Here is a 26,273-nt window from a genome sequence, read left to right on the forward strand (position 1 = left end):
CGTGGGAAGTTCGATGCTCACGCCGCCTCCCGGTACAGATGGCCGCGCGGGCGGCCGAGTGCGGCGAGCGCCGCGTCCGCGGCACTGACACCGCTGCGGACCGCGCTTTCCATGGTCGCGGGCCACCCGGTGGCGGTCCACGCGCCGGCCAGGTAGAGGCCGGAGGCTCGGGTGCGGGCCGAGGGCCGCAGGGCGCCGACGCCGGGGGTCGGCGCGAAGGTCGCCGTCCGCTCCCGGGTGACGAAGAAGTCGTGGATCTTCGCGCCGCGAGCGGCGGGCAGCAGCCGCTCCAGCTCGGGCAGATAGCGCTCGCGCAGCACGGCGACGGGCGCGTCGATCTCGTCCTGTGCGGCCGACTGGGAGACCGCGAGGTACTGGCCCTCGGTCAGGCCGGAGGCGTCGGTCCGGTCGAAGACCCACTGCACCGGGGAGCCGAGCGCCGTGAAGAAGGGCCGCTTGAGGACCTTGCGGTCGTAGACGACGTGCAGGTTCAGGATCGGCGCGGTGCCGATCCCGAGCAGCCGGTCCTGATCGTCGAGCGCGCCGTCGGGCAGCAGGTCGTGGGTCTCGCGCTGCGGTACGGCGAGCACGACGGTGTCGGCCGTGACGATCCGGCCGGACCCGTCCGGGCCCTCGGGAACCTCGACGGCCCAACGCCCGTTCTCCGTACGGGAGATGGAGGTGACGCGTGTACGGAGTTCGGTACGCACGCCCGCGGTGTCGAGCGCCTTGCGGGCGAGAGTGTCGTGGAGTTCACCGAGGGGTACGCGGGCCCACCCGATGTCGGCGGCACCGGGGTCGGACAGCAGCCCGGTCTTGAACACCATGGCGGCGAGCCCGAGCGAGGACTCCCCCGCCACCGCGTTCAGGGTCGCGACGCCGACCAGGTCCCACAGCGCCTCGATGGCCCGCTGCGACTGACCGTGCTCGGCCAGCCAGGAGCCGAAGTCCCGCTCGTCGAGCGCCGGATCGGTGAGGTCGAGGCCCTTGAGGGCGAGCGCGGCCCGGCCGACGTTGGCCCGCTCGGCCAGCGACAGATGCGGGTAGGTGGCCAGGCTCCTGGCCAGGTGCAGCGGTACGGGCAGTGCCGTGCGCCGCAGCCGTCCGAGCCGGTTCTTCTCGGCGTCCAGCACCGGCACGTCGAGACGTTCCTGCAGGGGCGCGAGCGACGTGGCGTCGATGCGGTCGAGGAACCAGCGGTAGGCGGTGCAGCAGCGCAGGTACACGTGCTGGCCGTTGTCCACGGTGAGGTCGCCGCGCTTGAAGGAGAAGGCGAGCCCGCCGAGCCGGGGGCGGCCTTCCAGGAGCGTGACGTCCATGCCCCCGTCGGCGAGCGAGAGCGCCGCGGTGACTCCCGCGATCCCGCCCCCGACGACCACCGCGGTGGGTCGTTCGTGGGACGCGGCGGGATCCGCGTCGAGCTCCTCGGGAGCCGTGTTGCCGTGGGTCATGCACCCTCCCCCTCGACGGTGCCGATGGTGCGTACGGCCAGCGTGCGGCGGGGTTCGACGGGTGTGACGAACACGTGACCGGCCGTTGCATGCAGGGACGCCACGCCACCCCGGAGGGTTGCGCGCCATTTCTCGGCGGTGCCGACATCCCGTGCCCGAATGCCCATCAGGCGCGCCTCCTGAGGGCGGTACGGGAGACGGTGCGGGTGTCGAGGCCGGACAGGCCGCGCACGGCGACGTACGCCTTCTCGCGCCCGGGCAGCGAGACGCGGCCGCGCAGCACGGCCTCGGGCTCGCGCTCGATGCGGTCGAGCAGCCGCCGGTAGATGCCGGCCATCGCCGCGACGCAGGCGCCGGACCTGCGGTCGAGCAGCGGAAGCAGCTGGTAGCCCTCGGCGAACAGGGCGCGGGCGCGGCGCACCTCGAAGTGCACGAGCCCGGCGAAGTCCGAACCGGGGGGCGGCGTCGGCCCGTCGAACCCGGCCGAGCAGCCGAACTTGGCGAGGTCGTCGGCGGGCAGATAGGTCCGGCCGTCGGCGGCGTCCTCGCGCACGTCGCGCAGGATGTTCGTCAGTTGGAGCGCGAGCCCGAGCGTGTCCGCATACTCGGGCGCGCGGTCGGCACCGCGCGCCCCCGGTTCGGTTCCGAACACGCCCAGGGAGACCCGGCCGATGGCGCCCGCGACGCACCGGCAGTACACCTTCAGGTCGTCCCAGGTCTCGTACGTCTCACCGCGCAGGTCCATCAGGACGCCGTCGATGAGCTCGTCGAGACCGCCGAGCGGGATCGGGAACCGGTCGGCGGCGTGCGCGAGGGCGACGGCCACCGGATCGGTGTCGTCCTCCTCGACCTTGCCGTCGCGGACCCGCCCGAGCAGGGCTCTGGTCTCGTCGAGCCGCTGCGCCTTCACGTCGGGCGCCAGCGTGCCGTCGCCGATGTCGTCGACGCGGCGCGAGAACGCGTACACCGCCGACATGGCTCGCCGCTTGGCGGTCGGCAGCAGGCGGATCCCGTAGGCGAAATTACGGGCCTGCTGTCCGGTGACGGTCTCGCAGTAGCTGTATGCGGCGAGCACCGGTGCCGACGCGTACTGGTCAGACTCCACGGCCTTGCTCACCCCTCTCCTCGCAGAGTCGCTCCCACCTCGCGCAGCAGCCGCGGCTTGGTGGGCTTGGGCGGTCCAGAAAGTACGTCGTACCGCGCGGCGGTGATCGCGTGGACCGCCGCCTTCCCCCCTGCCACGAACCCGGCCAGCAGCAGCTTCAGCCTGCCGTGGACGCTACCCACGAGGGGGGTGCCTTCATTCAGGAGGCGGAGGGCGCGTTCCGCTTCGAACGCGACCAGGGCGCGCACCGATGCGCCTGTGGTCGGTGCGGCGAGATCCGACTCCTGGACGTGGAACTGTTTCATGTCCTCGGCGGGCAGGTAGATCCGGTCGCGGCCGAGGTCCTCGGCGACGTCCTGGAGGTGCTCGACGATCTGCAGCCCGGTGCAGACCGCGTCGGAGCGGCGGATGCGCTCGGGGGTGGCGGTGCCGGTGATGGCCAGCACGAGGCGGCCGACCGGGTTGGCGGAGAGCTCGCAGTAGGCGAGCAGGTCGTCGTACGTCTCGTAGCGCGCGACGAGCTGGTCCTGGCGGTTGGCCTCGATGAGGCCGAGGAACGGCTCGGGGGTCAGCGAGCGGTGGCGGACCGTGGGCTGCAGGGCGCGCAGCAGCGGATGCCGGGGCTCCCCGTCGAAGACGCGGCGCAGGTCCGCCTCGAAGGCGTCCAGCATCGCGAGCCGGTCGTCGGCCCGGTCGGGTGCGACGCCGAGGAAACGGGCGTCCGCGCCGCCGGGGGCGAGGTCGCCGTCTCCGATGTCGTCGACCAGCCGCGCGTACCCGTAGACGGCCATGAGGTCGTCGCGCCAGGCGCGCGGCAGGAAGAAGGGGGCCACCGGAAAGTTCTCGTCGGCGGCCTTGTCGAGGGTGGCGCTCTCCGGGCTCCGAGGGCTCGCGGGGCGCACACGGGGGGTTGCGCTCACCGGGTGCGGCTCGCGTCCGGCACAACGGCGAAAGCCTCGTGGACCTGGAGAGTTTCCGTAGCCATTGCCGTCACATCTCCCGTTCTACACTGCGGACCCAATACATCCTATTTCGGACACGCCGCCCGGCCGCCCGTGCAGCCGACCCTCCCCCACCGGGCCAGGATGCCGCGCATTATCGCCCCACTTGCCGCGAATCGGCACCGGTACAGCTTACGTTGTACAACGATCGCCGCCACGTCGGGGTGTTCCGCACATCACAACAACACACCGATTGACGCCAAGATTCCTTCAGGGCAAGGAAGTTGACCCACCCTTGACCGTGATCGCCAAGTAGTTGGCAACTACAGGCATATCAGAGGCCCCACCGAGTGGAGTTCGGTGGGGCCTCATATGACGCCGTCGGAAGCGGGGCGGTTACTTGCCCGTGAACTTCTCGTACTCCTTGAGTACCTCGGCCGTCGGACCGTCCATACGCAGCTCCCCGCGCTCCAGCCAGAGCACGCGGTCGCAGGTGTCCCGGATCGACTTGTTGTTGTGGCTCACCAGGAAGACCGTGCCGGCCTCCTTGCGCAGCTCGCGGATGCGGGCCTCGGAGCGCTTCTGGAACTTGCGGTCACCGGTGGCCAGCGCCTCGTCGATCATCAGCACGTCGTGGTCCTTGGCGGCCGCGATGGAGAACCGCAGGCGCGCCGCCATGCCGGACGAGTACGTGCGCATCGGCAGCGTGATGAAGTCGCCCTTCTCGTTGATCCCCGAGAAGTCCACGATCTCCTGGTAGCGCGCCTTGATCTCCTCGCGGGACATGCCCATCGCGAGACCGCCGAGGATGACGTTCCGCTCGCCCGTCAGGTCGTTCATCAGGGCCGCGTTCACCCCGAGCAGCGAGGGCTGGCCGTCGGTGTAGACCTTGCCCTTCTCGGCGGGGAGCAGGCCCGCGATGGCCCGCAGCAGCGTCGACTTGCCCGAGCCGTTCGAGCCGATCAGGCCGATGGCCTCGCCCCGGTAGGACGTGAAGGAGACGCCGCGCACGGCGTGCACCTTGCGCACGCCGCGCTCCTCGCCGCGCTTGACTATCCGGCTGAGCGCCGAGGTCGCACTGCCCTTGCCCGTCTTGGCGCCGTTGACGCGGTACACGATGTGCAGCTCGTCGGCGATCACCGTCGGGATGCGGGCGTCGTTCTTGTCCAGCTTGTCGAGATCAGCCACGGCCGTACCGCTCCTCGGACTTCCAGAAGTAGACGAAGCCGCCGGCGGCGACCAGCACGGCCCAGCCCAGCGCGACCGCCCAGACGTGCGGGGGCAGGTTGTCCGAGCCGTAGCCGTCGATCAGCGCGAAGCGCATCAGGTCCATGTAGATCGCGGCCGGGTTCCACTGCAGGACGTCCGCGATCCAGGTCGGCTTGTCCTTGAGCATGATCGGGATGGAGAACATGACGCCGGACGCGTACATCCAGGTCCGCATCACGAACGGCATCAGCTGCGCGAGGTCGGGCGTCTTCGAGCCCGCCCGCGCCATGATCAGCGCCAGTCCCATGTTGAAGAGGAACTGCAGCAGCAGGACCGGGATGATCAGCACCCAGGACAGGCTCGGGAAGCTGCCGAAGGCGCACGCCACGATGAACAGCACGATCATCGAGAACAACAGCTGCTGGAGCTGCTGGAGCGCGAAGGAGATCGGCAGCGAGGCGCGCGGGAAGTGCAGCGCACGCACCAGGCCCAGATTGCCGGAGATGGCCCGCACGCCCGCCATGACGGAGGACTGCGTGAAGGTGAAGACGAAGACACCCGTCACCAGGAACGGGATGTAGACCGACTTCTCCATGCCCCGGTTGGCACCGAGGATCAGGCCGAAGATCAAGTAGTAGACCAGCGCGTTGAGCAGCGGCGTGGCCACCTGCCAGAGCTGGCCGAGCTTGGCCTGGCTGTACTGGGCCGTCAGCTTCGCCTGCGAGAAGGCGATGATGAAGTGCCGCCGGCCCCACAGCTGCCGTACGTACTCGAACAGGCCGGGGCGGGCACCGCTGACGGTCAGACCGTACTTGGCGGCGAGCTCGGACGCGGAGAGCCCGTCGTCGGGCGACGGGGCCGCGCTCACCGCGACACCGCCGTCGTGCGTTGTCTCACTCACAAGGGGAACTTTCGTCTTCAAAAGCGCAGCCTGGTCGGGCATAGGCGGGAGCCAGGGACCGGGTTCGGCCCGATGCTCTCAGACCCGAGCTTGTCAGATGACAGGAGGTCGGCCCAGTCGGGTCAGGCGCCACACCGTACGCCACTTCATGGGACGCCTCGGGCCGCAAGGCGTCGTCCAGCCTTCCTTGAATCCGCCGAACCAGGCCTTGAGGGCCGGGCCCGAGGGCCGGCGGGCCAGCGTCAGGAGCAGCCAGACGCCCAGGTACACGGGGACCAGGGGCGCGGGCAGGTTCCGGCGGGCCAGCCAGACCCGGTTGCGGGCCACCATGCGGTGGTAGACCGCGTGCCGGGACGGCGCCGTGGTGGGGTGGTGCAGCACCATGTCGGAGCGGTAGTCGATCATCCAGCCCGCGTCGAGGGCACGCCAGGCGAGGTCGGTCTCCTCGTGGGCGTAGAAGAACTCGGCGGGCAGCGGTCCGGCCTCGGCGATGACCCGGGTGCGGACGGCGTTGGCGCCGCCCAGGAAGGTCGTCACGCGCGAGGAGCGCATCGGGTCGGCGGCGCGCAGCCGCGGCACGTGCCGGCGCTGGGTCTCGCCGGTGTCCGGGTCCGCGATCCGGAAGCTGATGATGCCGAGCTTCGGATCGGCGGCGAAGGCCTGCCGGCACAGCTCGGCCGTGTCGGTGAGCGGCAGCAGGCCGTCGTCGTCGAGGAACAGCAGGATGTCGACGCCGGAGCCGGAGGGCCCGAAGGCTTCGATGCCGACGTTGCGACCGCCGGGGATGCCGAGGTTCTCCGGCAGTTCGACGGTCCGGACGCCCTCGGGGACGTCCGGCACCGGCGAGCCGTTGCCGACCACGACCACCTCGACCGGGTCGCCGTCCTGCTTGGCGACCGAGTCGAGGAGGGCGCGCAGCTCGGCCGGCCGGTTGCCCATGGTGATGACGACCGCGCCGACCTTCGCCGAAGGTGTCCGCGTACTCACTTGAGCCTGCTCGACGCGAGGATCGACACGAGGTGCAGCAGGGTCTGGAGGAGCGCGATGCCCGCCAGGACGGCCACACCCAGGCGCGAGAAGAACAAGTCGCCCCGGATCTGGTCCACGATCGCGAGGACCAGGATGAGGAGCGTCGCCTCGATGCCGAGGATGAGCCGGTGGAACTTGAACGCGGCGGCGGCCCGGCGGGCCAGCGCCATGCCGGAGGAGCGCATCTCGGACGCGGACTCCTTGACCTGCTCCTTGCCGGTCGCCGCGCGGGCGAGGCCGACCAGGTCCGTCTCGGCCTTGATCATGATGGCGCCGAGCGCGGCGAGCGTGCCGAGGAAGGCCCACAGCCAGTCGATCCGGCCGTCGCCCCACAGGTCCGCGGCGCGCAGGCCGAAGCCGACGAGCACGGCGGCGTCGGTGAGGTACGCGCCGACGCGGTCCATCCAGACGCCGGCCAGCGAGTACTGCTTGCGCCAGCGGGCGATCTCGCCGTCGACGCAGTCCAGCAGCAGGTACAGCTGCACGGCGATCACACCGAGGACCGCGCCCCAGATGCCCGGGACGAGCAGCGCGGGGGCCGCGAGGACGCCGCAGACGGTCATCAGGTAGGTCAGCTGATTGGGCGTGACCTTGGTGTTCACCAGGTGGCGGTCGACACGCAGCGAGACCTCGCGCATGTAGAGCCGGCCCATCCAGTGCTCACCGCTCCTGCGGTCCTTCACCCCGGCGGGGTGAACGACCGGGCGGAGTTCAGCTACCGATGGCTTTTGCATAGTCGGCGTAGGCGTCCCTGATCTGGTCGGTGGACAGGTCGAGGTGTTCGAGGATCGTGTAGCGGCCGGGCCGGGTCTGCGGAGCGAACTCCACGACCTTGACGAACTCGTCCACGGTGAAGCCGATCTCCTCGGGCGTCACGGGCAGGCCGTGGCGGCGCAGCACCTCGACCATGAACGCGGACTCGTCGCGGGCACCGCGCAGGTGCATCGCGAACGCCGCGCCCAGGCCGCACTGCTCGCCGTGGCTGGCGGCGCGCTTGGGATGGAGGAGGTCGAAGGCGTGGTTGATCTCGTGGCAGGCACCGGAGGCCGGCCGGGAGTCGCCCGACACGGACATGGCGATGCCGGTGAGGACCAGGCCCTCGGCGAGCACCTGGAGGAAGCCGTCGTCGCCGACGCCGCCCGGGTGCCGCATGACGGCCTCGCCGGCCTGGCGGGCCATGGCGGCCGCGAGCCCGTCGATGTCCTCGCCGCGCTCACGGGCGGCGAGCTCCCAGTCCGCGACCGCGGAGATGTTGGACAGGGCGTCGCCGATGCCGGAGCGCACGAAGCGGACCGGAGCCTCACGGATGATGTCGAGGTCGATCACGACGGCGATCGGGTTCGGCACGCCGTAGCTGCCGCGGCCCGCGTCGTTGTCGAGGGTCGCGACCGGGGAGCACAGGCCGTCGTGCGACAGGTTCGTCGCGACGGCGACCAGCGGCAGCCCCACCCGGGCCGCGGCGAACTTGCCGCAGTCGATGATCTTGCCGCCGCCGAGACCGACGATGGCGTCGTAGCGCCCCGCCTTCTTGACCTCGTCGGCGAGCTTGATGGCGTCGTCGAGCGTGCCGCCGCCGACTTCGAACCAGTCGGCACGGGGCAGCGAGGGCTCGAGACGGGCGCGCAGGGCGGCGCCCGAACCACCGCTGATCGCGATGGCCAGGCGCCCCGTGGACGACGAGATCCTCTGGTCGGCGAGGACCTTGGCCAGGTCGTCGAGCGCCCCCGGCCGGATGTCGACGACGACCGGCGAGGGAATGAGCCTCGTCAGTACTGGCACGCGATCTCCCGCCCCTTGGCCAGGTCGTCGTGGTTGTCGATCTCGACCCACGGGACGTCGCCGATGGGCGCGACGTCGACCTTGAAGCCGCGGTTCACGAGCTCCTGGTAGCCGTCCTCGTAGTACAGCTGCGGGTCGCGCTCGTACGTCGCCTTCAGGGCGTCGGCCAGCTCGTCGGCGGCCTCGCCCTCGATGAGGGTGACGCCGATGTACTCGCCGGTCGCCTCGGCCGGGTCCATCAGCTTCGTGATCTTGCGGACGCCCGTCTCGGGGTCCACGACGACCTTCATCTCTTCCTCGCCCAGGTTCTTCACCGTGTCGAGGGCGAGGATGATCTTCTTGCCGTCACCGCGGGCGGCCAGCAGCGTCTTCTCGACGGAGACCGGGTGCACGGTGTCGCCGTTGGCCAGGATCACCGAGTGCTTGATCGCGTCGCGGCCGCACCACAGGGAGTAGGCGTTGTTCCACTTCTCCGCGATGTCGTTCTCGATCAGCGTCAGCTTCAGGCCGTACTTCGCCTCGAGCGCCGCCTTGCGCTCGTAGACGACCTCCTTGCGGTAGCCGACGATGATGCCGACCTCGGTGAGGCCGATCTCGGCGAAGTTCTTCAGGGTGAGGTCGAGGACGGAGAGCTCGTTCTCGGTTCCCTCGCCCACCACGGGCACGAGCGCCTTGGGAAGCGTCTCGGTGTAGGGGCGGAGCCGGCTGCCGGCGCCGGCGGCCAGGACGAGGCCGATCATGCGGGTTCTCCTTCATCGTGTACGGCGGGTGCTCCAGCAGAGACCCAGAAGCGGATGCTCTCGGCGAGCACCACAAGTGCCACGAGCACGGCGCAGACCGTGAGCGCGACGGTGAAATCTGTGTTTGTGAACAGCGCGGCCAGCACCGTGACCACCAGCGTTCTGCCTTCGTGCCCGCCGATCGCCCGCACCAGCCAGTGCGGGGGCGCTCCGGTGCCGCCGCGGATGCGGTACACCGTGTCGTAGTGATGGTAGGCGACGGCGGCCACCAGCCCGAAAGCCGCGGGCAAGGCCCCGTTCACGTCCGAGCGGGCCGCGAGGACCAGGATCGTCAGGTACTCGGAGGCCCGGAACAGAGGGGGAACGAGCCAGTCGAGCGCGCCCTTCAGGGGGCGGGCGACGGCGAGGCCCGACGTGACGCAGTACACGAGCGCGGCGACGATCGGCCACCCGCTGCCGACGTCCGTGAGAGCACTCACAGTGACGACGACCACGCCGCCGAGGGCGGCGACGACGGGGGCCATGACGCCCTTGCCGGTCTTCGCGACGGCCCGGGCGATCGGGCCGGAGTCGGCGAGGTCCGCGAGGGCCTGGGCGGCACGGTCGGTGCGGCGGGCCTTGCGGGTCAGCGAGCGGAGCAGGCGCCCCGCGGTGGTGTAGCAGGCGGCGAGCGCGCAGCCGACGATCAGGACGACGAAGGTGATGCGCGGGGTGGTCAGCGCGGTGAGGATCGCGATCAGCGCCCAGCGTTCGCCGATCGGCAGCACTATCATCCGGCGCACCCAGACCGTCCAGCCGACGCTGTCGAGCTTGTCCGAGAGGGCGGCGGTGGGGCTGGCCCCGGCCAGTTCGCCCAGTGCGCTCGCGTCGTGGTTCGCCTCGTTGAAGGAGAAGTCGACGACGTGGCGGCAGGTCTGCAGGACCATCGCGCCGAGCGCCAGGGCCCATACATCGTCGCTGCCGCCGTTCGCGTTCGCCGCGCCGAGCGCGAGGCCCGCGTAGTAGGCGTACTCCTTGGCGCGGTCGAAGGTCGCGTCGAGCCAGGCGCCGAGCGTCGAGTACTGCAGGGAGTAGCGGGCGAGCTGCCCGTCCGTGCAGTCCAGGACGAAGGAGAAGAGCAGCAGCAGACCGGCGGCGACGAAGCCGGGCCGGGTGCCGGTGGCCGCGCAGCCCGCCGCGATCAGCGCGGTGAGCAGCGATGCGGTGGTGACCTGGTTCGGGGTCAGGCCACGCCGTGCGCACCAGCGCGCGATGTAGCGGGAGTACGGGCTGATGCAGTACGTCGTGAAGAAGCCGTCCCGCGCCTTGACCGCCGTGCGCAGCCGGATCGCCTCGTCGTCGACGGCGGCGACGGCCTGCCGGGCCTCGTTGCGGGCCTGCGGGTCGGCGGGCACCGCGGCGACGAGCTCACCGAGCTCGGGGCGGTGCACTTCGGTGCCGGCCGCCTCGATGCTCTTGGCCACGGCGTCGGGGCCGGTGCCGGCCTCCTCGACCGCGCGGTTCAGGGCCGGGCGGGCGGAGGGCAGCACGGTCGTCGCGCCGGGGATCGCCGAGGCGTGGAAGCGGGGGTCGGTGAGGCCGAGCCGCAGGGCGTGGACGTGGCCCACGAAGGCGGCGTCGACGAGCGCGACCCGCTGGTCGCCCGGGACGGCGGCGAGCGCCGCTTCGGCGTCCGCGGCGCCCGGGGCGAGCCGCACGTCGAAGCCGAGTGCCCGCAGATCGCCCTCCAGGGACGACCCGGGCACCGGCTGACCGGTGACGATGGCGGTCGACAGACGAACTCACTCCTCGGGTGCCGACGCGAGCGCGCCGGGCTCATGCATGACGGGGTGCCCTGGTCCGACGGAGGCGGCCGGGCGGCATGTCGGCAGAGGCTATCGGATGATGAGAAGCGGACGTTCACCGCCCGTTTACGGCCCGATTGACCCCTGTCCCACACGGTCTGCGTGGTCGGGACCGCCCGTTCATCATTGTCGATCAAGGCCCCGGGCCACAAACCAGCGACCGGTCCCGGCCCGCTTAGGGTGGTGCGTCATGACTTGGCTGATCACCGGCGGAGCCGGATACATCGGGGCACACGTGGCACGCGCGATGGCGGGTGCCGGGGAGAGCGTCGTCGTCCTCGACAACGTCACGTCCGGGGTGCCGGACCGGCTGCCGGCCGGCATCCCGCTGGTGCGCGGCTCGGCCCTGGACGCCGATCTGGTCCGCCGGGTCTGCGCCGAGCACGCGGTGACCGGGGTCGTGCACCTCGCCGCGCACAAGCAGGTCGGCGAATCGGTGGCGAAGCCCGAGCTCTACTACCGGGAGAACGTCGGCGGTCTTGCCACGCTCCTGGAGGCCGTCGCCGCGGCGGGCGTGCGGCGCTTCGTGTTCTCGTCGTCGGCCGCGGTCTACGGGAACCCCGACATCCCCGTCACCGACCTCATCACCGAGTCCACGCCGTGCGCGCCCGTGAACCCGTACGGCGAGACCAAGCTGGCGGGCGAGTGGCTGGTGCGGGCGGCCGGGCAGGCACACGGGATGGCGACCGTCTGCCTGCGGTACTTCAACGTGGCCGGCGCCGCCGAGCCCGCGCTCGCGGACACCGGTGTCTTCAACATCGTCCCGATGGTCTTCGACCGGCTGACCCGGGGCGAGGCCCCGCGGATCTTCGGCGCCGACTACCCGACCGAGGACGGCACCTGCGTGCGCGACTACGTGCACGTCTGCGACCTCGCCGAGGCGCACCTCGCGGCGGCCCGCCGGCTGGCCCGGCCGGACGCCGGCGGCGACCTGACCCTGAACATCGGCACGGGCCGGGGCGTGTCGGTGCGCGAACTGGTCGACGTGATCGCCGAGGTGACCGGGGACCGGACGCCGGCGATCGTCGAGCCGCGGCGGCCCGGTGACGCGCCACGCGCGGTCGGTTCCTCGGCGCTGGCCGAGAAGGAGCTCGGCTGGACGGCGAGCCGCGGGGTGCGCGACATGGTCGCGTCGGCATGGGCGGGCTGGTGTCTGCGGCACCCGGAAGCGGCTTCCCGCTGATCGTCGAAGCGCCCTGACCTGCGGACTCGCAGACGTTCATGGAAGCGTTCGTTTCCGCAGGTCAGGGCACATGACAACGGTGTTCAGTGCAGTGTTTGCAGATACCCCCTCCCCGTAGTTCACTGTGATCGCCGCCCTGGACCGGGGCGGCACGGCGAACCGATACGGAGGGCGGTTTCGATGGGGGCCGGACACAGCCACGACCACGGGCACGGACCCACGACCGGGACGGCGGCCGCCGCCCACAGGGGGCGGCTGCGGATCGCGCTCGGCATCACGCTGACCGTGATGGTGGTGGAGATCGTCGGCGGGGTCGTGGCCGACTCGCTCGCCCTGATCGCGGACGCGGCGCACATGGCGACGGACGCGCTCGGGCTCGCGATGGCGCTGCTCGCGATCCACTTCGCGAACCGCCCGGCGAGCGAGCAGCGCACCTTCGGCTTCGCGCGCGCCGAGATCCTGGCGGCGCTGGCCAATTGTCTGCTGCTGCTCGGCGTCGGCGGCTACGTCCTGTACGAGGCGATCCAGCGCTTCATGGAGCCGGCCGAGACGGCGGGCGGGCTGACGATCGTCTACGGCCTGATCGGCCTGACCGCGAACATGATCTCGCTCTCGCTCCTCGTGAAGGGCCAGCAGGAGAGCCTGAACGTGCGCGGCGCCTTCCTGGAGGTGGCCGCGGACGCGCTCGGATCGGTGGCGGTGCTCGTCTCGGCCGTGATCATCCTGACCACGGGCTGGCAGGCCGCCGACTCGATCGCGTCGATCGTCATCGGCCTCATGATCGTGCCGCGCACGGTGAAGCTGCTGCGCGAGACCCTGAACGTGCTCCTCGAATCGGCGCCCAAGGGCGTCGACATGGCGGAGGTCAGGTCCCACATACTGGCGCTGCCGGGCGTCGAGGACGTGCACGACCTGCACGCCTGGACGATCACCTCGGGCATGCCGGTGCTCTCCGCGCACGTGGTCGTCAGCCCGGACGTGCTGAGCGCGATCGGCAACGAGAAGATGCTGCACGAGTTGCAGGGCTGCCTCGGCGACCACTTCGACGTCACCCACTGCACCTTCCAGCTGGAGCCGAGCGGGCATGCGGAGCACGAGGAGAGGCTCTGCCACTGATCACGTTCCGTGCTACCTTGGCCATTGATCTTTGAGGAGGTGGGTTGATGACTGTCGTCGCGGTGACCGCTGCCGTGCGCAGCGACAGGTGCATCCCCACGTCCCGGGCCGTCTTCGGCTGAGCGACCTCTCGCCGGCCGGGCCCCTTCACTCAAAGGCTCATCACGTTGACCGACGACAACGTCGTACATGATTCCGTCCCCCGTCCCACGGACGGGTGGACCACCCGACCCGAGACGGCCGCCGATCGCGCCGCCGTGCACGCCGTCAATGCCACCGCCTTCCCGACCGAGGCCGAGGCCGACCTCGTGGACGCCCTGCGGCTCGACGCGGACGCGTGGCTGGACGGCCTGTCGTACGTCGCCGAGGCGCCGGACGGCAGTGTCGTGGCGCACGCGCTGATCACCCGCTGCACCGTGGACGGGCGGCCCGCGGCCGCCCTCGCGCCCTGTGCCGTACGTCCGGAGTGCCAGCGCACGGGCGCCGGATCGGCCGTCGTACGCGCGGTGCTGGACGCGGCACGCACGCGCGGGGAGCGACTCGTGCTGGTTCTCGGCCACCCCGAGTACTACCCGAGGTTCGGCTTCACGCCCGCCTCGGCGTACGGCATCAGGCCCTCCTTCGAGGTGCCGGACGAGGCGATGATGGCGCTCGTGCTGGACTCCGGCGACGGTTCCTGGCAGGTCCCTCGGGGCACGATCTCCTACCCGGCCCCGTTCGGCGTCTGACCCCCGCCTACGGTGGTTCCGCCCGGCCGCGCGGCCGGGCGGGACATGCCAGGGGTGCGCGGCCGTGCGAAGACTGTCCGTTCTGTACGGCAGACTTGGGGGTCGAGGACCGAAGCGAAGGATGGGTATGCCGATCACACCTGCCACCGCGGCGAACAGCTCGTCGAACGGCACCGGAGAAGCGATCTTGCTGGAACTCGTCGACGAGGACGGCAGGACGATCGGCACCGCGGAGAAGCTCGCCGCCCACCAGCCGCCGGGGCAGCTGCACAGAGCGTTCTCGGTGTTCCTCTTCGACGAGCAGGGCCGGCTCCTGCTCCAGCAGCGGGCGCTGGGCAAGTACCACTCCCCCGGCGTCTGGTCGAACACCTGCTGCGGGCACCCGTACCCGAGTGAGGCCCCGTTCGCGGCCGCGGCCCGGCGCACCTTCGAGGAGCTGGGTGTCTCGCCGTCGCTGATGGCGGAGGCCGGCACCGTGCGCTACAACCACCCGGACCCGGCGTCGGGCCTGGTGGAGCAGGAGTTCAACCACCTCTTCGTGGGCATGGTGCAGGCGCCGCTCGACCCGGACCCGGAGGAGGTCGGCGAGACGGCGTTCGTGACGGCGGCCGAGCTGGCCGAGCGGCATGCGAAGGACCCGTTCTCCGCGTGGTTCATGACCGTCCTGGACGCCGCGCGCCCCGCGGTCAGGGAGCTGACCGGTCCCGGCGCGGGCTGGTAGCCGGGCGCTCAGACGGTCGCGGGTTTGAGGGGCAGGGCGGCCCAGATCACCTTGCCCCCGCTCGCGGTGTGCTCGACGTCGCAGACGCCGCCCGCCTCGCCGGTGATCTCCCGGACGAGCAGCAGACCGCGGCCGCCCGTCTGGCCGCTGGTGGCCTCCAGCGCCGTGGGGCGGTAGGGGTGCTCGTCCTCCACGGAGACCCGCACCCACTCCGCCCCGACCGCGACCTCCACGGCGAGCATCGGCGAGAGCAGGGCGGCGTGCTTCACCGCGTTCGTGACGAGCTCGGAGACGATCACGAGCAGTCCGTGCACCAGGTCGTCGGAGGCGGGCACGCCCTGCCGGGCGAGCAGTTCGCGCACCGCCCGCCTGGCCTGCGGCACGGAGGCGTCGATCGCCTGGGCGGTGAACCGCCAGACCCCCTCGTACGGCAACGGCCCGCCCGATGGCTGATCGGGGGGCACGCTCCCGTGCTCGCTCATCGTCCGGTCGCCGCCCTTGCGCTCGATTGTCACCACCCTTCGAGTGTTGGGAATCAGCTGGTCCGGACCGGATGACTGACCAGAAGTCAGCGAGTATCGACGGAATTTGACCGCTGCCGCATGACCAGGTCAGCCCTGCGACCGGTCCTGCCCCAGTTGTTCCTCTTTCGGCGGCTCTTCAGCTTGTTCTACGAGGTGGACGATGCGCCGGCCGCCGAGGCCCATGGCCAGCAGGCCCAGGCCGTCGAAGAGCAGGGCGAGCGAGAAGAAGAAGCCCAGGACGTACCGGCTGGACTCCGGCCAGTTGCCGAGGACCAGCACGCCGAGCAGGATGCCGAACGCGCCCTGCACCAGCGTCCAGCCGAACTGCGGCCCCCGTACGACGAGTCCGCCCACGAGCCGGAACACTCCGCCGGTGAGGAAGAGCAGGGCCGCGAACATGGTGAGGGCCTCGGCCGTGCCCTCGGGGTGGCGGATCACGACGACGCCGGCCGCGAGATTCAGGGCGGCGACCACGACGGCGAGCCAGAAGAAGCTGGTGCCGCGCGACTGGATCGCGTGCAGCAGGCCGACGAGTCCGCCGATCAGCAGCAGCCAGCCGAAGAGCAGCATCGAGGTCAGGGTGGCGAACGCGGTGTAGGCGAGGCCGATCAGACCGGCGAGGACGAGCAGTCCGCCGAGCACGGCGAGCCAGCCGAGACCCCGCCTCAGTTTCTTGTTCTGTGCTTCGGGCATGGGCGCCTCCCGTCCTGTCGGCACCCCCTTCCCGATCGTACGTTCGCCCGGGGCGGATAGCATCCGGCGCATGTCCGAGCTGTCACCGCCCCAGATCACGTACTCCGTCGCGGACGGGGTGGCCACCGTCGTCATCGACCATCCGGCCAAGCGCAACGCCATGACCGACACCATGTGGGCCGCGCTGCCGCCGCTGCTCGCGGGGCTCGCGGCGGATCCGGCGGTGCGGGCCGTGGTGCTCACCGGGGCCGGTGAGACGTTCTGCGCGGGCGCCGACATCTCGACGCTCAAGGCCGGTGCGGCACAGGGGCTCGCGGTGGCGGCCGAGGAAGCGCTCGCGGCGTTCCCGAAGCCGACGCTCGCCGTGGTGCGCGGCTACTGCGTGGGCGGCGGCAGCCAGCTGGCGGCCGCCTGCGATCTGCGGTTCGCCGCCGAGGGCGCCCTGTTCGGGGTGACCCCGGCCAAGCTCGGCATCGTCTATCCGGCGTCGTCGACGCGGCGGCTCGCCTCGCTCGTGGGCCCGGCGACCGCCAAGTACCTTTTGTTCTCGGGTGAGTTGATCGACACGGAGCGGGCGTTGCGGTCCGGCTTCGTGGACGAGGTGTGGGCCGGGGCCGAGCTGGACAAGCGGGTCGCCGAGTTCACACGGGTGCTCGCCGCCCGCTCGCAGCTGACGCAGGCGGCGGCGAAGGAGTTCGCGGCAGGGCGCACGGACCGGGACGCGTACTGGGCCGAGCAGGCCCGCGGCAGCGGCGACACCGCGGAGGGGGTCGCCGCCTTCCTGGAGCGCCGGGCCCCGGACTTCACCTGGACCGTGTGATCCCGCTGCCCGTCACGTCAGGATGAACCGGCTCTTGGTGCGGAACTCCTCGACGAGATGGGCGGGCGCCTTCTGCGGGGAGCCCGCGTCGTAGGGCGGCTGCGGATCGTACTCGGTGAGCAGCTGCACGGCCTGGGCGTGCTCGTCGCCCGCGATCCGGCCGAGCAGCGTCAGCCCCATGTCGATGCCGGACGACACCCCGGCCGCGGTGACGTACTTGCCGTCGAGGACGACACGCTCCCCCGTCGGCTCCGCGCCGAACTGCTTCAGGAAGTCCAGGGCCAGCCAGTGCGAGGTGGCGCGGCGCCCCGCGAGCAGTCCCGCGGCGGCCAGCAGCAGCGATCCGGTGCACACGGACGTCGTCCAGGTGCTGTGCGCGTCGGCCTCGCGCAGCCAGGCCAGCAGCGCCTCGTTCTCCATCTGCGGGGTCTGCCCGGGGCCGCCGGGGACGATCACGATGTCCGGGTGCGGCACCTCGGCGAAGGACCGGTCGGCGACGAGCGCGAGCCTGCCGGTGTCGCTGCGCACCGGTCCGCGCTCCTCGGCGACGAAGACGAGGTCGGCGTCGGGCAGGCGCCCGAGGGTCTCGTAGGGGCCGACGGCGTCGAGGGCGGTGAAGCGGTCGAAGAGGACGACGGCGATCTGCATGGAGTTCCCTTCCATGGTCGGACGGTCAGGTGGTGGCGCGCGGCGCGTGGAACCGGCGGCGGTACTCCGCCGGTGACGTGCCGAGGGTCTTGAGGAAGGCGCGGCGCATCGCTTCCGAGGTGCCGTAGCCGGTGGACCGGGAGATCTCCTCCACGCCGTCCGTGGTGTCCTCCAGGAGCCGGCGGGCGTGTTCCACCCGGACGCGCTCCACGTACTTGCCGGGGGTCAGGCCGGTCTCGGACTGGAAGGCGCGGGCGAAGTGCCGGGGCGAGAGGCGGGCGCGGGCCGCCAGGGAGTCCACCGACAGGTCGTGGCCGGGGTGCTCGGTGATCCACTGCTGGACCTCGCGGAGCGGCTCGCGGCGGGCCGTCTGGGCGGCGAGCTGGGCGCTGAACTGGGCCTGGTTCCCCGGGCGGCGGAGGAAGACGACGAGGTGGCGGGCGATCGTGAGGGCCACGTCCCTGCCGTGGTCCTCCTCGACGAGCGCGAGGGCGAGATCGATGCCCGCGGTGACGCCGGCGGACGTGGCCACGTTCCCGTCGCGTACGTAGATGGGGTCGGGGTCGACCTCGATCTCCGGGTGGTCCTGCGCCAGCTTGGCGCAGTACGCCCAGTGGGTCGTGGCCCGGCGGCCGTCGAGGAGGCCCGCGCGGGCGAGCAGGATGGCGCCGGTGCAGACCGAGACGATCCGCTCGGCGCGCGGGGCGGCCGTGCGCAGCCAGTCGACCAGCCGGGGGTCGGGGGTGCGCGTGCCCTGGCCGCCGGGGACCAGCAGGGTGTGCGGGGCCGGGGCGTCCGCCAGGGCGTGGTCGGGCACCAGGGTCAGACCGCTCGACGTGCGCACCGCGGCCCCGTCCAGGGAGGCCGTGCGGACCCGGTACCCGGCGGTGCCGGTGGCCGGTCCCGCTCCCGCGAACACCTCGACGGGGCCGGTGACGTCGAGGCTCTGGACGTCGTCGAAGAGGAGGACCAGGACGGTGCGTGGCGGCATGACCTCATTCTTCGGCCGGTGCCGCCATGGCCGCAATGACGAGTTCCCCTCCTTTCCTGCCATGGTCGGGTCCCCCGCGTCGCCACCCGTACCAACCGGTCGGTAACGTGCGGGCATGACTCCTGACCCGCGCCTTCGTGACGCCCGCCGCTGTCACAACGTGCTCAACCCGTTCCACTCGACGCACTACTTCTCGCCCGACCTGGGCAGAGAACTGGCCGCGGTCGGCGTGCCGGACCGCAGCGCCGCCTACCTCGCGGTGCGATCCGCCCCGATGGGCGCCGTCGGAGCCGGCACGGTGACGGCCACCTTCTACAACTTCAAGCACGACCTGGTCGCGCGGCACGTGCCCGAGGTGTGGAAGGCCGCGTCCCCGGAGACCGTCCTCGCGGCACGCGCGCGTGCCGTCGACACGACGCTGCGCCGGCTGCTCGGCGACGAGGTGCTCGCCTCCAAGGAGATGGCCGAGGCCGCCGCACTCGCCCTGCGCGCGACCGAGGCGTGCACCCGGCACGCCCGGCCGCTGTACGCGGCCCACGCCGACCTGCCGGTCCCCGAGGCGCCGCACATGGCGTACTGGCACGCCGCGACCCTGCTGCGCGAGCACCGCGGCGACGGTCACCTCGCCGCGCTGCTGGCCGCGGGACTCGACCCGGTGGAGGCCCTCGTCAGCCACGTCGCGACCGGCAAGGGCATGGCACCGAAGTTCCTGCTCGCCACGCGCGGCTGGAGCCGCGACGAGTACGACGCGGCGGCCGGCCGGCTGCGCGCCCGTGGACTCCTCGCCGCCGACGAGGAGTTGACGCTCACCGAGGAGGGCGTCCGGCTGCGCGCCGAGATCGAGACACGCACGGACGTCCTGGACCACGCCCCGTACGAGCACCTCGGCGAGGACGGCGTGGCCCGGCTAACCGAGCTGGCCGCGGGGTTCATCGGGGCGGCGCTGGAGAACGGGGCGTTCCCCGCGGACCTGATCGGCAAGGCCGCCTGACGTCCCAGCACGTCTGGGCACGTCTGAGCACGGCGGGGCACGGCGGGGCACGGCGCCCGGCGCGTCTGCCCCGGTCGGCGCCCTGATCCCCCGTTGTCGGTGTCACCTGCCACAATTGCCGCGCAACCTCATTCGACATAGGCGGTACGGGATCGTGGCGACACCCACTGTTGGGTCCATCGAAGGCAGGATTGCCGAAGAACTCGGCGTACGGGAGCGGCAGGTGAAGGCCGCCGTCGACCTCCTTGACGGCGGTTCGACGGTGCCCTTCATCGCTCGTTACCGCAAGGAGGCGACGGAGTCGCTCGACGACGCCCAGCTGCGCACCCTGGAGGAGCGGCTGCGGTATCTGCGCGAGCTGGAGGAGCGGCGCGCCGCCGTCCTCGACTCGGTGCGCGAGCAGGGCAAGCTGACCGAGGAGCTGGAGGCGCAGATCCGCGCCGCCGACACCAAGGCGCGCCTGGAGGACATCTATCTGCCGTTCAAGCCGAAGCGGCGGACGAAGGCGCAGATCGCCCGCGAGGCGGGCCTCGAACCGCTGGCGGAGGGGCTGCTCGGCGATCCGACGGTCGACCCCCAGGCCGCCGCGGCCGCGTTCGTCGACGCCGACAAGGGCGTCGCGGACCCGCAGGCCGCGCTCGACGGCGCGCGGGCCATCCTCACCGAGCGGTTCTCCGAGGACGCCGACCTGATCGGTGAGCTGCGCGAGCGCATGTGGGTGCGCGGACGGCTCGCGGCGAAGGTGAAGTCGGGCAAGGAGGAGGCGGGCGCCAAGTTCGCCGACTACTTCGACTTCGCGGAGCCCTTCAAGGAGCTTCCCTCGCACCGCATCCTCGCGATGCTGCGCGGCGAGAAGGAGGATGTGCTCGAACTCGTCCTGGAGCCCGAGGAGCCGGTCGAGGAAGGTCCTTCGTCGTACGAGCCGATCGTGGCCGACCGGTTCGGGATCAGGAACCAGGGGCGTCCGGGCGACAAGTGGCTGCAGGACACGGTCCGTTGGGCGTGGCGCACCCGCATCCTGGTGCACCTCGGCATCGACCTGCGGCTGCGGCTGCGCACGGCCGCCGAGGACGAGGCGGTGAAGGTGTTCGCGGCGAACCTGCGGGACCTGCTGCTCGCCGCCCCCGCGGGCACGCGCGCGACGCTGGGCCTCGACCCCGGTTTCCGTACGGGCGTGAAGGTGGCGGTCGTCGACGCGACGGGCAAGGTCGTGGCGACCGACGTCATCCACCCGCACGTCCCGGCGAACCGCTGGGACGAGGCGATCGCCAAGCTGGCGCGGCTCTCCAAGGAGCACGCGGTCGACCTGATCGCGATCGGCAACGGCACGGCGTCGCGCGAGACCGACAAGCTCGCGGGTGAACTCATCTCCAAGCACCCGGAGTTGAAGCTCACCAAGGTGATGGTGTCCGAGGCGGGTGCCTCGGTGTACTCGGCCTCCGCGTTCGCCTCGCAGGAGCTGCCGGACATGGACGTGTCGCTGCGCGGCGCCGTGTCCATCGCGCGGCGCCTCCAGGACCCGCTGGCCGAGCTGGTGAAGATCGACCCGAAGTCGATCGGCGTCGGGCAGTACCAGCACGACCTGAGCGAGGTGAAGCTGTCCCGTTCGCTGGACGCGGTGGTCGAGGACTGTGTGAACGGGGTGGGGGTCGATGTGAACACCGCCTCCGCGCCGCTCCTCGCGCGCGTGTCGGGCATCGGCGCGGGCCTTGCGGAGAACATCGTGGCGCACCGCGACGCGAACGGCCCGTTCGGCAACCGCAAGGGCCTCAAGGACGTCGCCCGGCTCGGCCCGAAGGCGTACGAGCAGTGCGCGGGCTTCCTGCGGATCCGGGGCGGCGACGACCCGCTGGACGCGTCGTCCGTGCACCCGGAGGCGTATCCCGTGGTGCGGCGGATGGCCACGTCGACCGGGGGCGAGGTCGGTTCGCTGATCGGCGACACGGGGAGGCTGCGCTCGCTCAAGGCGGCGGACTACGTGGACGACACGTTCGGTCTGCCGACCGTGACGGACATCCTGAAGGAGCTGGAGAAGCCGGGGCGCGACCCGCGGCCCGCCTTCAAGACGGCCACCTTCAAGGAGGGCGTCGAGAAGATCTCCGACCTGGAGTCGGGGATGGTCCTGGAGGGCGTGGTGACGAACGTCGCCGCCTTCGGGGCGTTCATCGACATCGGTGTGCACCAGGACGGGCTGGCCCATGTGTCGGCGCTGTCGCGGACGTTCGTGAAGGACCCGCGCGACGTGGTGAAGCCCGGTGACATCGTCAAGGTGAAGGTCCTCGACATCGACGTGCCGCGCAAGCGGATCTCGCTGACGCTGCGGCTCGACGACGACGCCGCCTCCGGCGGTCAGCGGGGGTCGCGCGGGCAGGGCGAGCGGGACGGTGGCCGGGGCCGTGGTGGTGACCGTGACCGGAAGCCGCCGCAGCAGAAGTCCCGCCGGGGTGGTTCCGGCGGTTCGGGTGGTGCCGGTGGTTCCGGTGGCGGCGGTGGCGGTCGGCCGCGGTCCGCTCCGGCCGCGGCGAACTCGGCCATGGCCGATGCGCTGCGCAAGGCGGGGCTGGCCTAGGCGCCGTAGGGGCTGATGTCTCATGGGGAACTGCGGGCCGGTCGTGGCCGGTCGCGCAGTTCCCCGCGCCCCTGAAGGGGCGCCCTCGTCCGGGGCTCGGGCTTTCGGGGCTCGGGCTAGACCTCCGTCACCTTTCCCTCTGCCACCTCGAAGCGCCTCGTCGTGCGGACCGCGTTCAGCATTCTGCGGTCGTGGGTGACCAGGAGGAGGGTGCCCTCGTAGGACTCCATGGCCGATTCGAGCTGTTCGATCGCCGGGAGGTCCAGGTGGTTCGTCGGCTCGTCGAGGACCAGGAGGTTGACGCCCCGGCCCTGGAGGAGCGCGAGGGCGGCCCGGGTGCGTTCGCCGGGTGAGAGCGTTGCCGCGGGGCGCAGGACGTGGTCCGCCTTGAGGCCGAACTTGGCGAGCAGCGTGCGGACCTCGGCCGGCTCCGTGTCGGGGACCGCCGCGCAGAATGCGTCGAGCAGGGCCTCCGGGCGGTGGAACAGGGCGCGGGCCTGGTCGACCTCGCCGACCACGACGCCCGAACCGAGCGTCGCGTGGCCGGAGTCGAGCGGAAGCCGGCCGAGCAGGGCGCCGAGGAGCGTCGACTTGCCCGACCCGTTCGCCCCGGTGATCGCGACGCGGTCGGCCCAGTCGATCTGGAGGGTGACCGGTCCGAAGGCGAAGTCCCCGCGGCGCAGTTCGGCGTCGCGCAGGGAGGCGACCACGGCGCCGGAGCGCGGGGCCGCCGCGATCTCCATCCGCAGCTCCCACTCCTTGCGGGGCTCGTCGACCACGTCGAGGCGCTCGATCATGCGCTGCGTCTGACGGGCCTTGGCGGCCTGCTTCTCGCTGGACTCGCTGCGGAACTTGCGGCCGATCTTGTCGTTGTCCGTCGACTTGCGCCGCGCGTTCTTGACGCCCTTGTCCATCCAGGAGCGCTGCATCTGGGCGCGGCCTTCGAGCGCCGACTTCTTGTCCGCGTACTCCTCGTACTCGTCGCGGGCGTGCCGCCGGGCGACCTCGCGCTCCTCCAGGTAGGCGTCGTAGCCGCCTCCGTAGAGGTTGATCTGCTGCTGGGCGAGGTCGAGTTCGAGGACCTTGGTGACGGTGCGGGTGAGGAACTCGCGGTCGTGGCTGACGACGACGGTGCCCGCGCGCAGTCCGCGGACGAAGTTCTCCAGGCGCTCCAGACCTTCCAGGTCGAGGTCGTTCGTGGGCTCGTCCAGGAGGAAGACGTCGTACCGGGACAGGAGCAGCGACGCGAGGCCCGCCCGCGCCGCCTGGCCGCCGGACAGCGACGTCATGGTCTGGTCGAGGCCGACGGTGAGGCCCAGCTGCTCGGCGACCTCCTCGGCGCGCTCGTCGAGGTCGGCGCCGCCGAGGTGCAGCCAGCGGTCCAGGCTCGTGGCGTACGCGTCGTCGGCGCCCGGTGCGCCGTCGACCAGGCCCTGGGTGGCCTCGTCCATGACGCGCTGGGCCTCGGCCACGCCGGTGCGGCGGGCCAGGAACTCCCGGATCGTCTCGCCGGGGCGGCGGTCGGGCTCCTGCGGGAGGTGGCCGACGGCCGCGGTCGGCGGGGAGAGCCGCAGCTCGCCCTCCTCCGGGGTGGCGAGGCCCGCGAGGAGGCGGAGCAGGGTGGACTTCCCTGCTCCGTTGGCACCGACGAGCCCGATCACGTCACCGGGGGCGACGACGAGGTCGAGGCCGGAGAAGAGCGAGCGGTCGCCGTGACCGGCGGCGAGGTTCTTGGCTACGAGAGTGGCAGTCATCAGGGCGTCGATCCTAGTCGGCGCCGGTTTCACAGCAGACCGGCGAGCTTGTAGAGGACGAGGGAGCCCGCGACGGCGACGTTCAGGCTGGCGCCGTGGCCGACCATCGGGATCTCCACGCAGACGTCGAGGAGGTCGAGCGCCTCCGGCGGGATCCCGGACTGTTCGTGGCCGAGGACGACGACGGTCGGCTCGCGGGCGGTGGGCAGGTCGGCGAGGCGGACGGCCTCGTCGGCGAGTTCCACGCCGACGATCCGGGCGCCGCGCTCCCGCTGCCGGCCCAGCCACCCCAGGGGGTCGCCGGTCCAGTGCGTGCACAGCGGGCGGCGCAGCGTGTTGCCGCGCGCCACCGCCTCCGGCACCCATGGGAAGCGGGGCACGGTCAGGCACGCGCCGACCGCGTCGCAGGTGCGGGCGAGCGTGCCCAGGTTGGCGCCGTGCAGCGGCCACAGCGGGGCCGCGTACAGGTGGTCCCAGCAGGAGTGGGCTCGGTTCCGTCGGCCCCGGCGCAGTTCGTCGGGGGTGCGGGGGCGGATCCGCGGGCTCATCGGCCCGTGGAGGCACGCCTCACGGTCTCGGCAGGATGCATCGTCGTACGGCGATCAGCGGCTCGCCGGGGCCGGTCAGGGGCAGAGGCAGGGTGGGTCAGCGCGCCATCGGCGCCACCAGCACGCTCCCGGTGGTGCGTGCCACGAGGAAGGATTCCCCCTTGGTCGCCTTGTTGTCGAGCGGAATTCGGTGCTTGCCGGGGTCGAGGACCTCGTCGAAGACGTCGTGGGCGTGGGCGCGGTAGAGGCGGTCGAGGCGGTAGGCGGTGAGCTGGACGCGGCAGGTGGAGGTGACCTCTATGCCCGCCTCGCCGTCGGCGGCGACGAGCCGGGTCAGACGGCGCCGTTCCTGGGGGCTGCGGTCGAGGGCCGCCTCGATCTGGGCGACCAGGAGGGGGATGATCGGGGCGAGTCCGTCGACGTACGCCACCTCGGCGCCGGCCCGCTCGAACGCCCGGCGCACGGCGTCCCGTTGGGTCTCATCGACGGCGCGACCGAAGGCGACGGCGCCGTACGCCCGCAGCTCCTCGGGGGGCACGCCGGCGGCGTCGTGGGTGATGTCCGCGCCGATGCCGATGGTGCGCAGCGCGGCGGCGAGTTTCGCGAGGACGGCGACGCGGGCGCCGATGAGCAGCACCCGGCGGCGGGCGGCCGGTTCGGTGGGGCCGGTGAGCAACTGGCCGAGGGCGGCGCGGTATTCGGTGCCGCGGAAGCGGAACGGGCCGATGCCGTGGTAGCCGTTGAGCTCCAGGTCGGCGTGGTCGTCGGTCTGCCAGGCGAAGTCGCGCCAGACGAAGTCGTCACCGGACCGCTCGATGACGGCGGTGACGGCGCCGCACTCCAGGCCCTCGCACTCGGGGCAGCCGTAGATGACGTAGCGGCCCTGCGCGAGCGGCGCGTCGGCCTCCAGGAGCAGGCTCCTGACGTGGTCGGTGAAGATGGCGGGCGGGATGTCGGCGGCCAGCGGGGAGACCGCGTCGAGGTCGGAGAGCTGGAACAGCAGCGGGCGCCCGTCGACGATGAAGTCCACGAAGTCCCGGTGGACTTGGTAGTCACCGTTGGCGAGAACTCCACCGGCGCGCATCGCCGGTGCCAGGCCGAAGGTCGCGTACTCGGCAGACATGGTGTGAGTATCCCCACCTGACACCCGTGTTGAGCACGGCATGACACATTCCGCTACGGTCCGGGCGTGGACAGTGATGCGAGCGGTGACGTGATCGTGATCGGCGGCGGGGTCATCGGCCTGTCGACCGCCCTGGTTCTGGCGGAGCACGGCCGGCGGGTCCGGGTGTGGTCGCGGGAACCGGCCGAGCGGACCACCTCGGCCGTCGCGGGGGCGTTGTGGTGGCCGTACCGGATCGATCCGGTGGAGCGGGTGGGTCCGTGGTCGGTGCGGTCGCTGCGGCGCTACGAGGAGTGGGCGGGCCGTCCGGAGGAGACCGGCGTACGGATGGTCGACGGCGTGCACGCGGACACCCGGCTTGCCGGACTCGGGGCGTGGGCCGGGGAGGTGGCGGGGCTGCGCGAGACGGACCGGGGGCTCGCGGCGCGGCTGCCGCTGCTCGACATGCCGGCGCATCTGGGGTGGCTGCGGGGCGAGTTGGCGGCCGCCGGGGTGCCGGTTGAGGTGCGGGAGGTCGGCTCGCTCGACGAGGCGTTCGGGTGCGCGCCGGTCGTCGTGAACTGTACGGGGCTCGGGGCGCGGGAGCTGGTGCCCGATCCTGCGGTGCGGCCGGTGCGGGGGCAGCTCGTGGTGGTGGAGAACCCGGGCGTACGGGACTGGTACACGGCGGCCGATCCGGCGTCCGACGCCACCACGTACTACTTTCCCCAGCCGGGCGGGCTGATCCTGGGCGGTACGGCGGAGGACGGCGCGTGGTCGTTGGTGCCGGATCCCGGGGTGGCGGAGGCGATCGTTGCGCGGTGTGCGGGGGTGCGGCCGGAGATCGCGGGGGCGCGGGTGCTGGGGCATCGAGTGGGGTTGCGGC

Annotated in this window: 26 protein-coding genes; 8 read left to right on the top strand and 18 right to left on the bottom strand. The window is 71.8% G+C overall.

From position 1 onward, the window contains the following. Nucleotides 1-17: 17 nt before the first annotated feature. The 11 genes from hpnE to M4J07_RS04565 all read right to left on the bottom strand — a co-directional run bounded on the left by hpnE (nt 18) and on the right by M4J07_RS04565 (nt 10,930). Nucleotides 18-1,451, bottom strand: coding sequence for a hydroxysqualene dehydroxylase HpnE (gene hpnE, locus M4J07_RS04520; RefSeq protein WP_255967418.1), 1,434 nt, complete (start codon nt 1,449-1,451; stop codon nt 18-20). Beyond that, the gene (locus tag M4J07_RS48445; RefSeq protein WP_374214990.1) at nt 1,448-1,618 is read right to left on the bottom strand and encodes a DUF6380 family protein; all 171 of its coding nucleotides are present in this window, start codon (nt 1,616-1,618) and stop codon (nt 1,448-1,450) included. The genes hpnE and M4J07_RS48445 overlap by 4 nt, the downstream gene beginning before the upstream one ends. Further along, nucleotides 1,618-2,568: a presqualene diphosphate synthase HpnD gene (hpnD, locus tag M4J07_RS04525; protein ID WP_255967419.1), complete on the bottom strand. Its 951-nt coding sequence runs from the start codon at nt 2,566-2,568 to the stop codon at nt 1,618-1,620. Before hpnD ends, M4J07_RS48445 begins: the two co-directional genes overlap by 1 nt. Next, a complete protein-coding gene (hpnC, locus tag M4J07_RS04530; protein ID WP_255967420.1) occupies nt 2,565-3,476 on the bottom strand; it encodes a squalene synthase HpnC in 912 nt (303 codons plus the stop codon). The genes hpnD and hpnC overlap by 4 nt, the downstream gene beginning before the upstream one ends. Before the next feature lie 417 nt (nt 3,477-3,893). Continuing rightward, nucleotides 3,894-4,685 carry an ABC transporter ATP-binding protein gene (locus M4J07_RS04535; RefSeq protein ID WP_255967421.1) on the bottom strand — a complete coding sequence of 264 codons (792 nt, stop codon included), beginning with the start codon at nt 4,683-4,685 and terminating at the stop codon, nt 3,894-3,896. Further along, the gene (locus tag M4J07_RS04540) at nt 4,678-5,607 is read right to left on the bottom strand and encodes an ABC transporter permease (RefSeq protein ID WP_255967422.1); all 930 of its coding nucleotides are present in this window, start codon (nt 5,605-5,607) and stop codon (nt 4,678-4,680) included. Before M4J07_RS04540 ends, M4J07_RS04535 begins: the two co-directional genes overlap by 8 nt. Before the next feature lie 93 nt (nt 5,608-5,700). Further along, nucleotides 5,701-6,546 (bottom strand): glycosyltransferase family 2 protein, encoded by an 846-nt coding sequence (locus M4J07_RS04545; protein WP_255967458.1) that lies wholly within the window; start codon nt 6,544-6,546, stop codon nt 5,701-5,703. A 44-nt stretch (nt 6,547-6,590) separates the two neighbouring features. Continuing rightward, on the bottom strand, nt 6,591-7,370 hold the full coding sequence (locus M4J07_RS04550; protein ID WP_255967423.1) for a CDP-alcohol phosphatidyltransferase family protein: 780 nt from the start codon (nt 7,368-7,370) through the stop codon (nt 6,591-6,593). Continuing rightward, nucleotides 7,348-8,415, bottom strand: a complete 1,068-nt coding sequence (locus M4J07_RS04555; RefSeq protein WP_255967424.1) for an iron-containing alcohol dehydrogenase family protein — start codon at nt 8,413-8,415, stop codon at nt 7,348-7,350. The genes M4J07_RS04550 and M4J07_RS04555 overlap by 23 nt, the downstream gene beginning before the upstream one ends. Then, complete coding sequence (locus M4J07_RS04560; protein ID WP_255967426.1) at nt 8,403-9,155, bottom strand: phosphocholine cytidylyltransferase family protein; 753 nt, start codon at nt 9,153-9,155, stop codon at nt 8,403-8,405. Before M4J07_RS04560 ends, M4J07_RS04555 begins: the two co-directional genes overlap by 13 nt. After that, nucleotides 9,152-10,930: a DUF5941 domain-containing protein gene (locus tag M4J07_RS04565; RefSeq protein ID WP_255967459.1), complete on the bottom strand. Its 1,779-nt coding sequence runs from the start codon at nt 10,928-10,930 to the stop codon at nt 9,152-9,154. The genes M4J07_RS04560 and M4J07_RS04565 overlap by 4 nt, the downstream gene beginning before the upstream one ends. A gap of 259 nt (nt 10,931-11,189) precedes the next feature. Here M4J07_RS04565 and galE point away from each other — a divergent pair, with 259 nt between their 5' ends. From galE to idi, 4 genes are all read left to right on the top strand, one after another. Beyond that, nucleotides 11,190-12,182 (top strand): UDP-glucose 4-epimerase GalE, encoded by a 993-nt coding sequence (galE, locus tag M4J07_RS04570; RefSeq protein WP_255967428.1) that lies wholly within the window; start codon nt 11,190-11,192, stop codon nt 12,180-12,182. A gap of 180 nt (nt 12,183-12,362) precedes the next feature. Continuing rightward, complete coding sequence (locus M4J07_RS04575) at nt 12,363-13,298, top strand: cation diffusion facilitator family transporter (RefSeq protein ID WP_255967430.1); 936 nt, start codon at nt 12,363-12,365, stop codon at nt 13,296-13,298. A gap of 167 nt (nt 13,299-13,465) precedes the next feature. Continuing rightward, entirely contained in the window at nt 13,466-14,026 is a 561-nt protein-coding gene (locus tag M4J07_RS04580) for a GNAT family N-acetyltransferase (RefSeq protein WP_255967432.1), read from the top strand. 127 nt (nt 14,027-14,153) lie between these two features. Further along, complete coding sequence (idi, locus tag M4J07_RS04585; protein WP_255967434.1) at nt 14,154-14,747, top strand: isopentenyl-diphosphate Delta-isomerase; 594 nt, start codon at nt 14,154-14,156, stop codon at nt 14,745-14,747. Nucleotides 14,748-14,755: 8 nt separating this feature from the next. Here the strand turns inward: idi and M4J07_RS04590 are convergent, their stop codons facing one another. Together M4J07_RS04590 and M4J07_RS04595 are read right to left on the bottom strand one after the other, a co-directional pair. Next, complete coding sequence (locus M4J07_RS04590) at nt 14,756-15,229, bottom strand: ATP-binding protein (RefSeq protein ID WP_255967461.1); 474 nt, start codon at nt 15,227-15,229, stop codon at nt 14,756-14,758. Between the two features lie 129 nt (nt 15,230-15,358). Next, nucleotides 15,359-15,964 carry an HdeD family acid-resistance protein gene (locus tag M4J07_RS04595; protein ID WP_255967435.1) on the bottom strand — a complete coding sequence of 202 codons (606 nt, stop codon included), beginning with the start codon at nt 15,962-15,964 and terminating at the stop codon, nt 15,359-15,361. 70 nt (nt 15,965-16,034) lie between these two features. On the opposite strand from M4J07_RS04595, the gene M4J07_RS04600 reads away from it, so the two are divergent. Continuing rightward, nucleotides 16,035-16,784, top strand: coding sequence for an enoyl-CoA hydratase/isomerase family protein (locus M4J07_RS04600; RefSeq protein ID WP_255967437.1), 750 nt, complete (start codon nt 16,035-16,037; stop codon nt 16,782-16,784). A gap of 12 nt (nt 16,785-16,796) precedes the next feature. Here M4J07_RS04600 and M4J07_RS04605 read toward each other — a convergent pair whose 3' ends face one another. Together M4J07_RS04605 and M4J07_RS04610 are read right to left on the bottom strand one after the other, a co-directional pair. After that, the gene (locus M4J07_RS04605; RefSeq protein WP_255967463.1) at nt 16,797-17,432 is read right to left on the bottom strand and encodes a DJ-1/PfpI family protein; all 636 of its coding nucleotides are present in this window, start codon (nt 17,430-17,432) and stop codon (nt 16,797-16,799) included. Nucleotides 17,433-17,457: 25 nt separating this feature from the next. After that, complete coding sequence (locus tag M4J07_RS04610) at nt 17,458-18,423, bottom strand: GlxA family transcriptional regulator (protein WP_255967439.1); 966 nt, start codon at nt 18,421-18,423, stop codon at nt 17,458-17,460. A 115-nt stretch (nt 18,424-18,538) separates the two neighbouring features. On the opposite strand from M4J07_RS04610, the gene M4J07_RS04615 reads away from it, so the two are divergent. Both M4J07_RS04615 and M4J07_RS04620 read left to right on the top strand, forming a co-directional pair. Continuing rightward, nucleotides 18,539-19,414 (top strand): SCO6745 family protein, encoded by an 876-nt coding sequence (locus M4J07_RS04615; protein ID WP_255967441.1) that lies wholly within the window; start codon nt 18,539-18,541, stop codon nt 19,412-19,414. Nucleotides 19,415-19,568: 154 nt separating this feature from the next. Beyond that, complete coding sequence (locus M4J07_RS04620; RefSeq protein WP_255967443.1) at nt 19,569-21,983, top strand: Tex family protein; 2,415 nt, start codon at nt 19,569-19,571, stop codon at nt 21,981-21,983. 116 nt (nt 21,984-22,099) lie between these two features. Here M4J07_RS04620 and M4J07_RS04625 read toward each other — a convergent pair whose 3' ends face one another. From M4J07_RS04625 to M4J07_RS04635, 3 genes are all read right to left on the bottom strand, one after another. Continuing rightward, the gene (locus M4J07_RS04625) at nt 22,100-23,737 is read right to left on the bottom strand and encodes an ABC-F family ATP-binding cassette domain-containing protein (RefSeq protein ID WP_255967445.1); all 1,638 of its coding nucleotides are present in this window, start codon (nt 23,735-23,737) and stop codon (nt 22,100-22,102) included. 29 nt (nt 23,738-23,766) lie between these two features. Next, nucleotides 23,767-24,285 (bottom strand): TrmH family RNA methyltransferase, encoded by a 519-nt coding sequence (locus M4J07_RS04630; RefSeq protein ID WP_255967447.1) that lies wholly within the window; start codon nt 24,283-24,285, stop codon nt 23,767-23,769. Nucleotides 24,286-24,382: 97 nt separating this feature from the next. Next, complete coding sequence (locus M4J07_RS04635) at nt 24,383-25,408, bottom strand: oxidoreductase (RefSeq protein ID WP_255967449.1); 1,026 nt, start codon at nt 25,406-25,408, stop codon at nt 24,383-24,385. A 66-nt stretch (nt 25,409-25,474) separates the two neighbouring features. Between M4J07_RS04635 and M4J07_RS04640 the strand changes: the two genes are divergently transcribed. Next, nucleotides 25,475-26,273, top strand: a 799-nt coding sequence (locus M4J07_RS04640; protein ID WP_255967451.1) for an NAD(P)/FAD-dependent oxidoreductase, incomplete at its 3' end; no start/stop codon positions are given.

The sequence above is a fragment of the Streptomyces longispororuber genome (assembly GCF_024448165.1).
Classification (GTDB): domain Bacteria; phylum Actinomycetota; class Actinomycetes; order Streptomycetales; family Streptomycetaceae; genus Streptomyces; species Streptomyces longispororuber_A.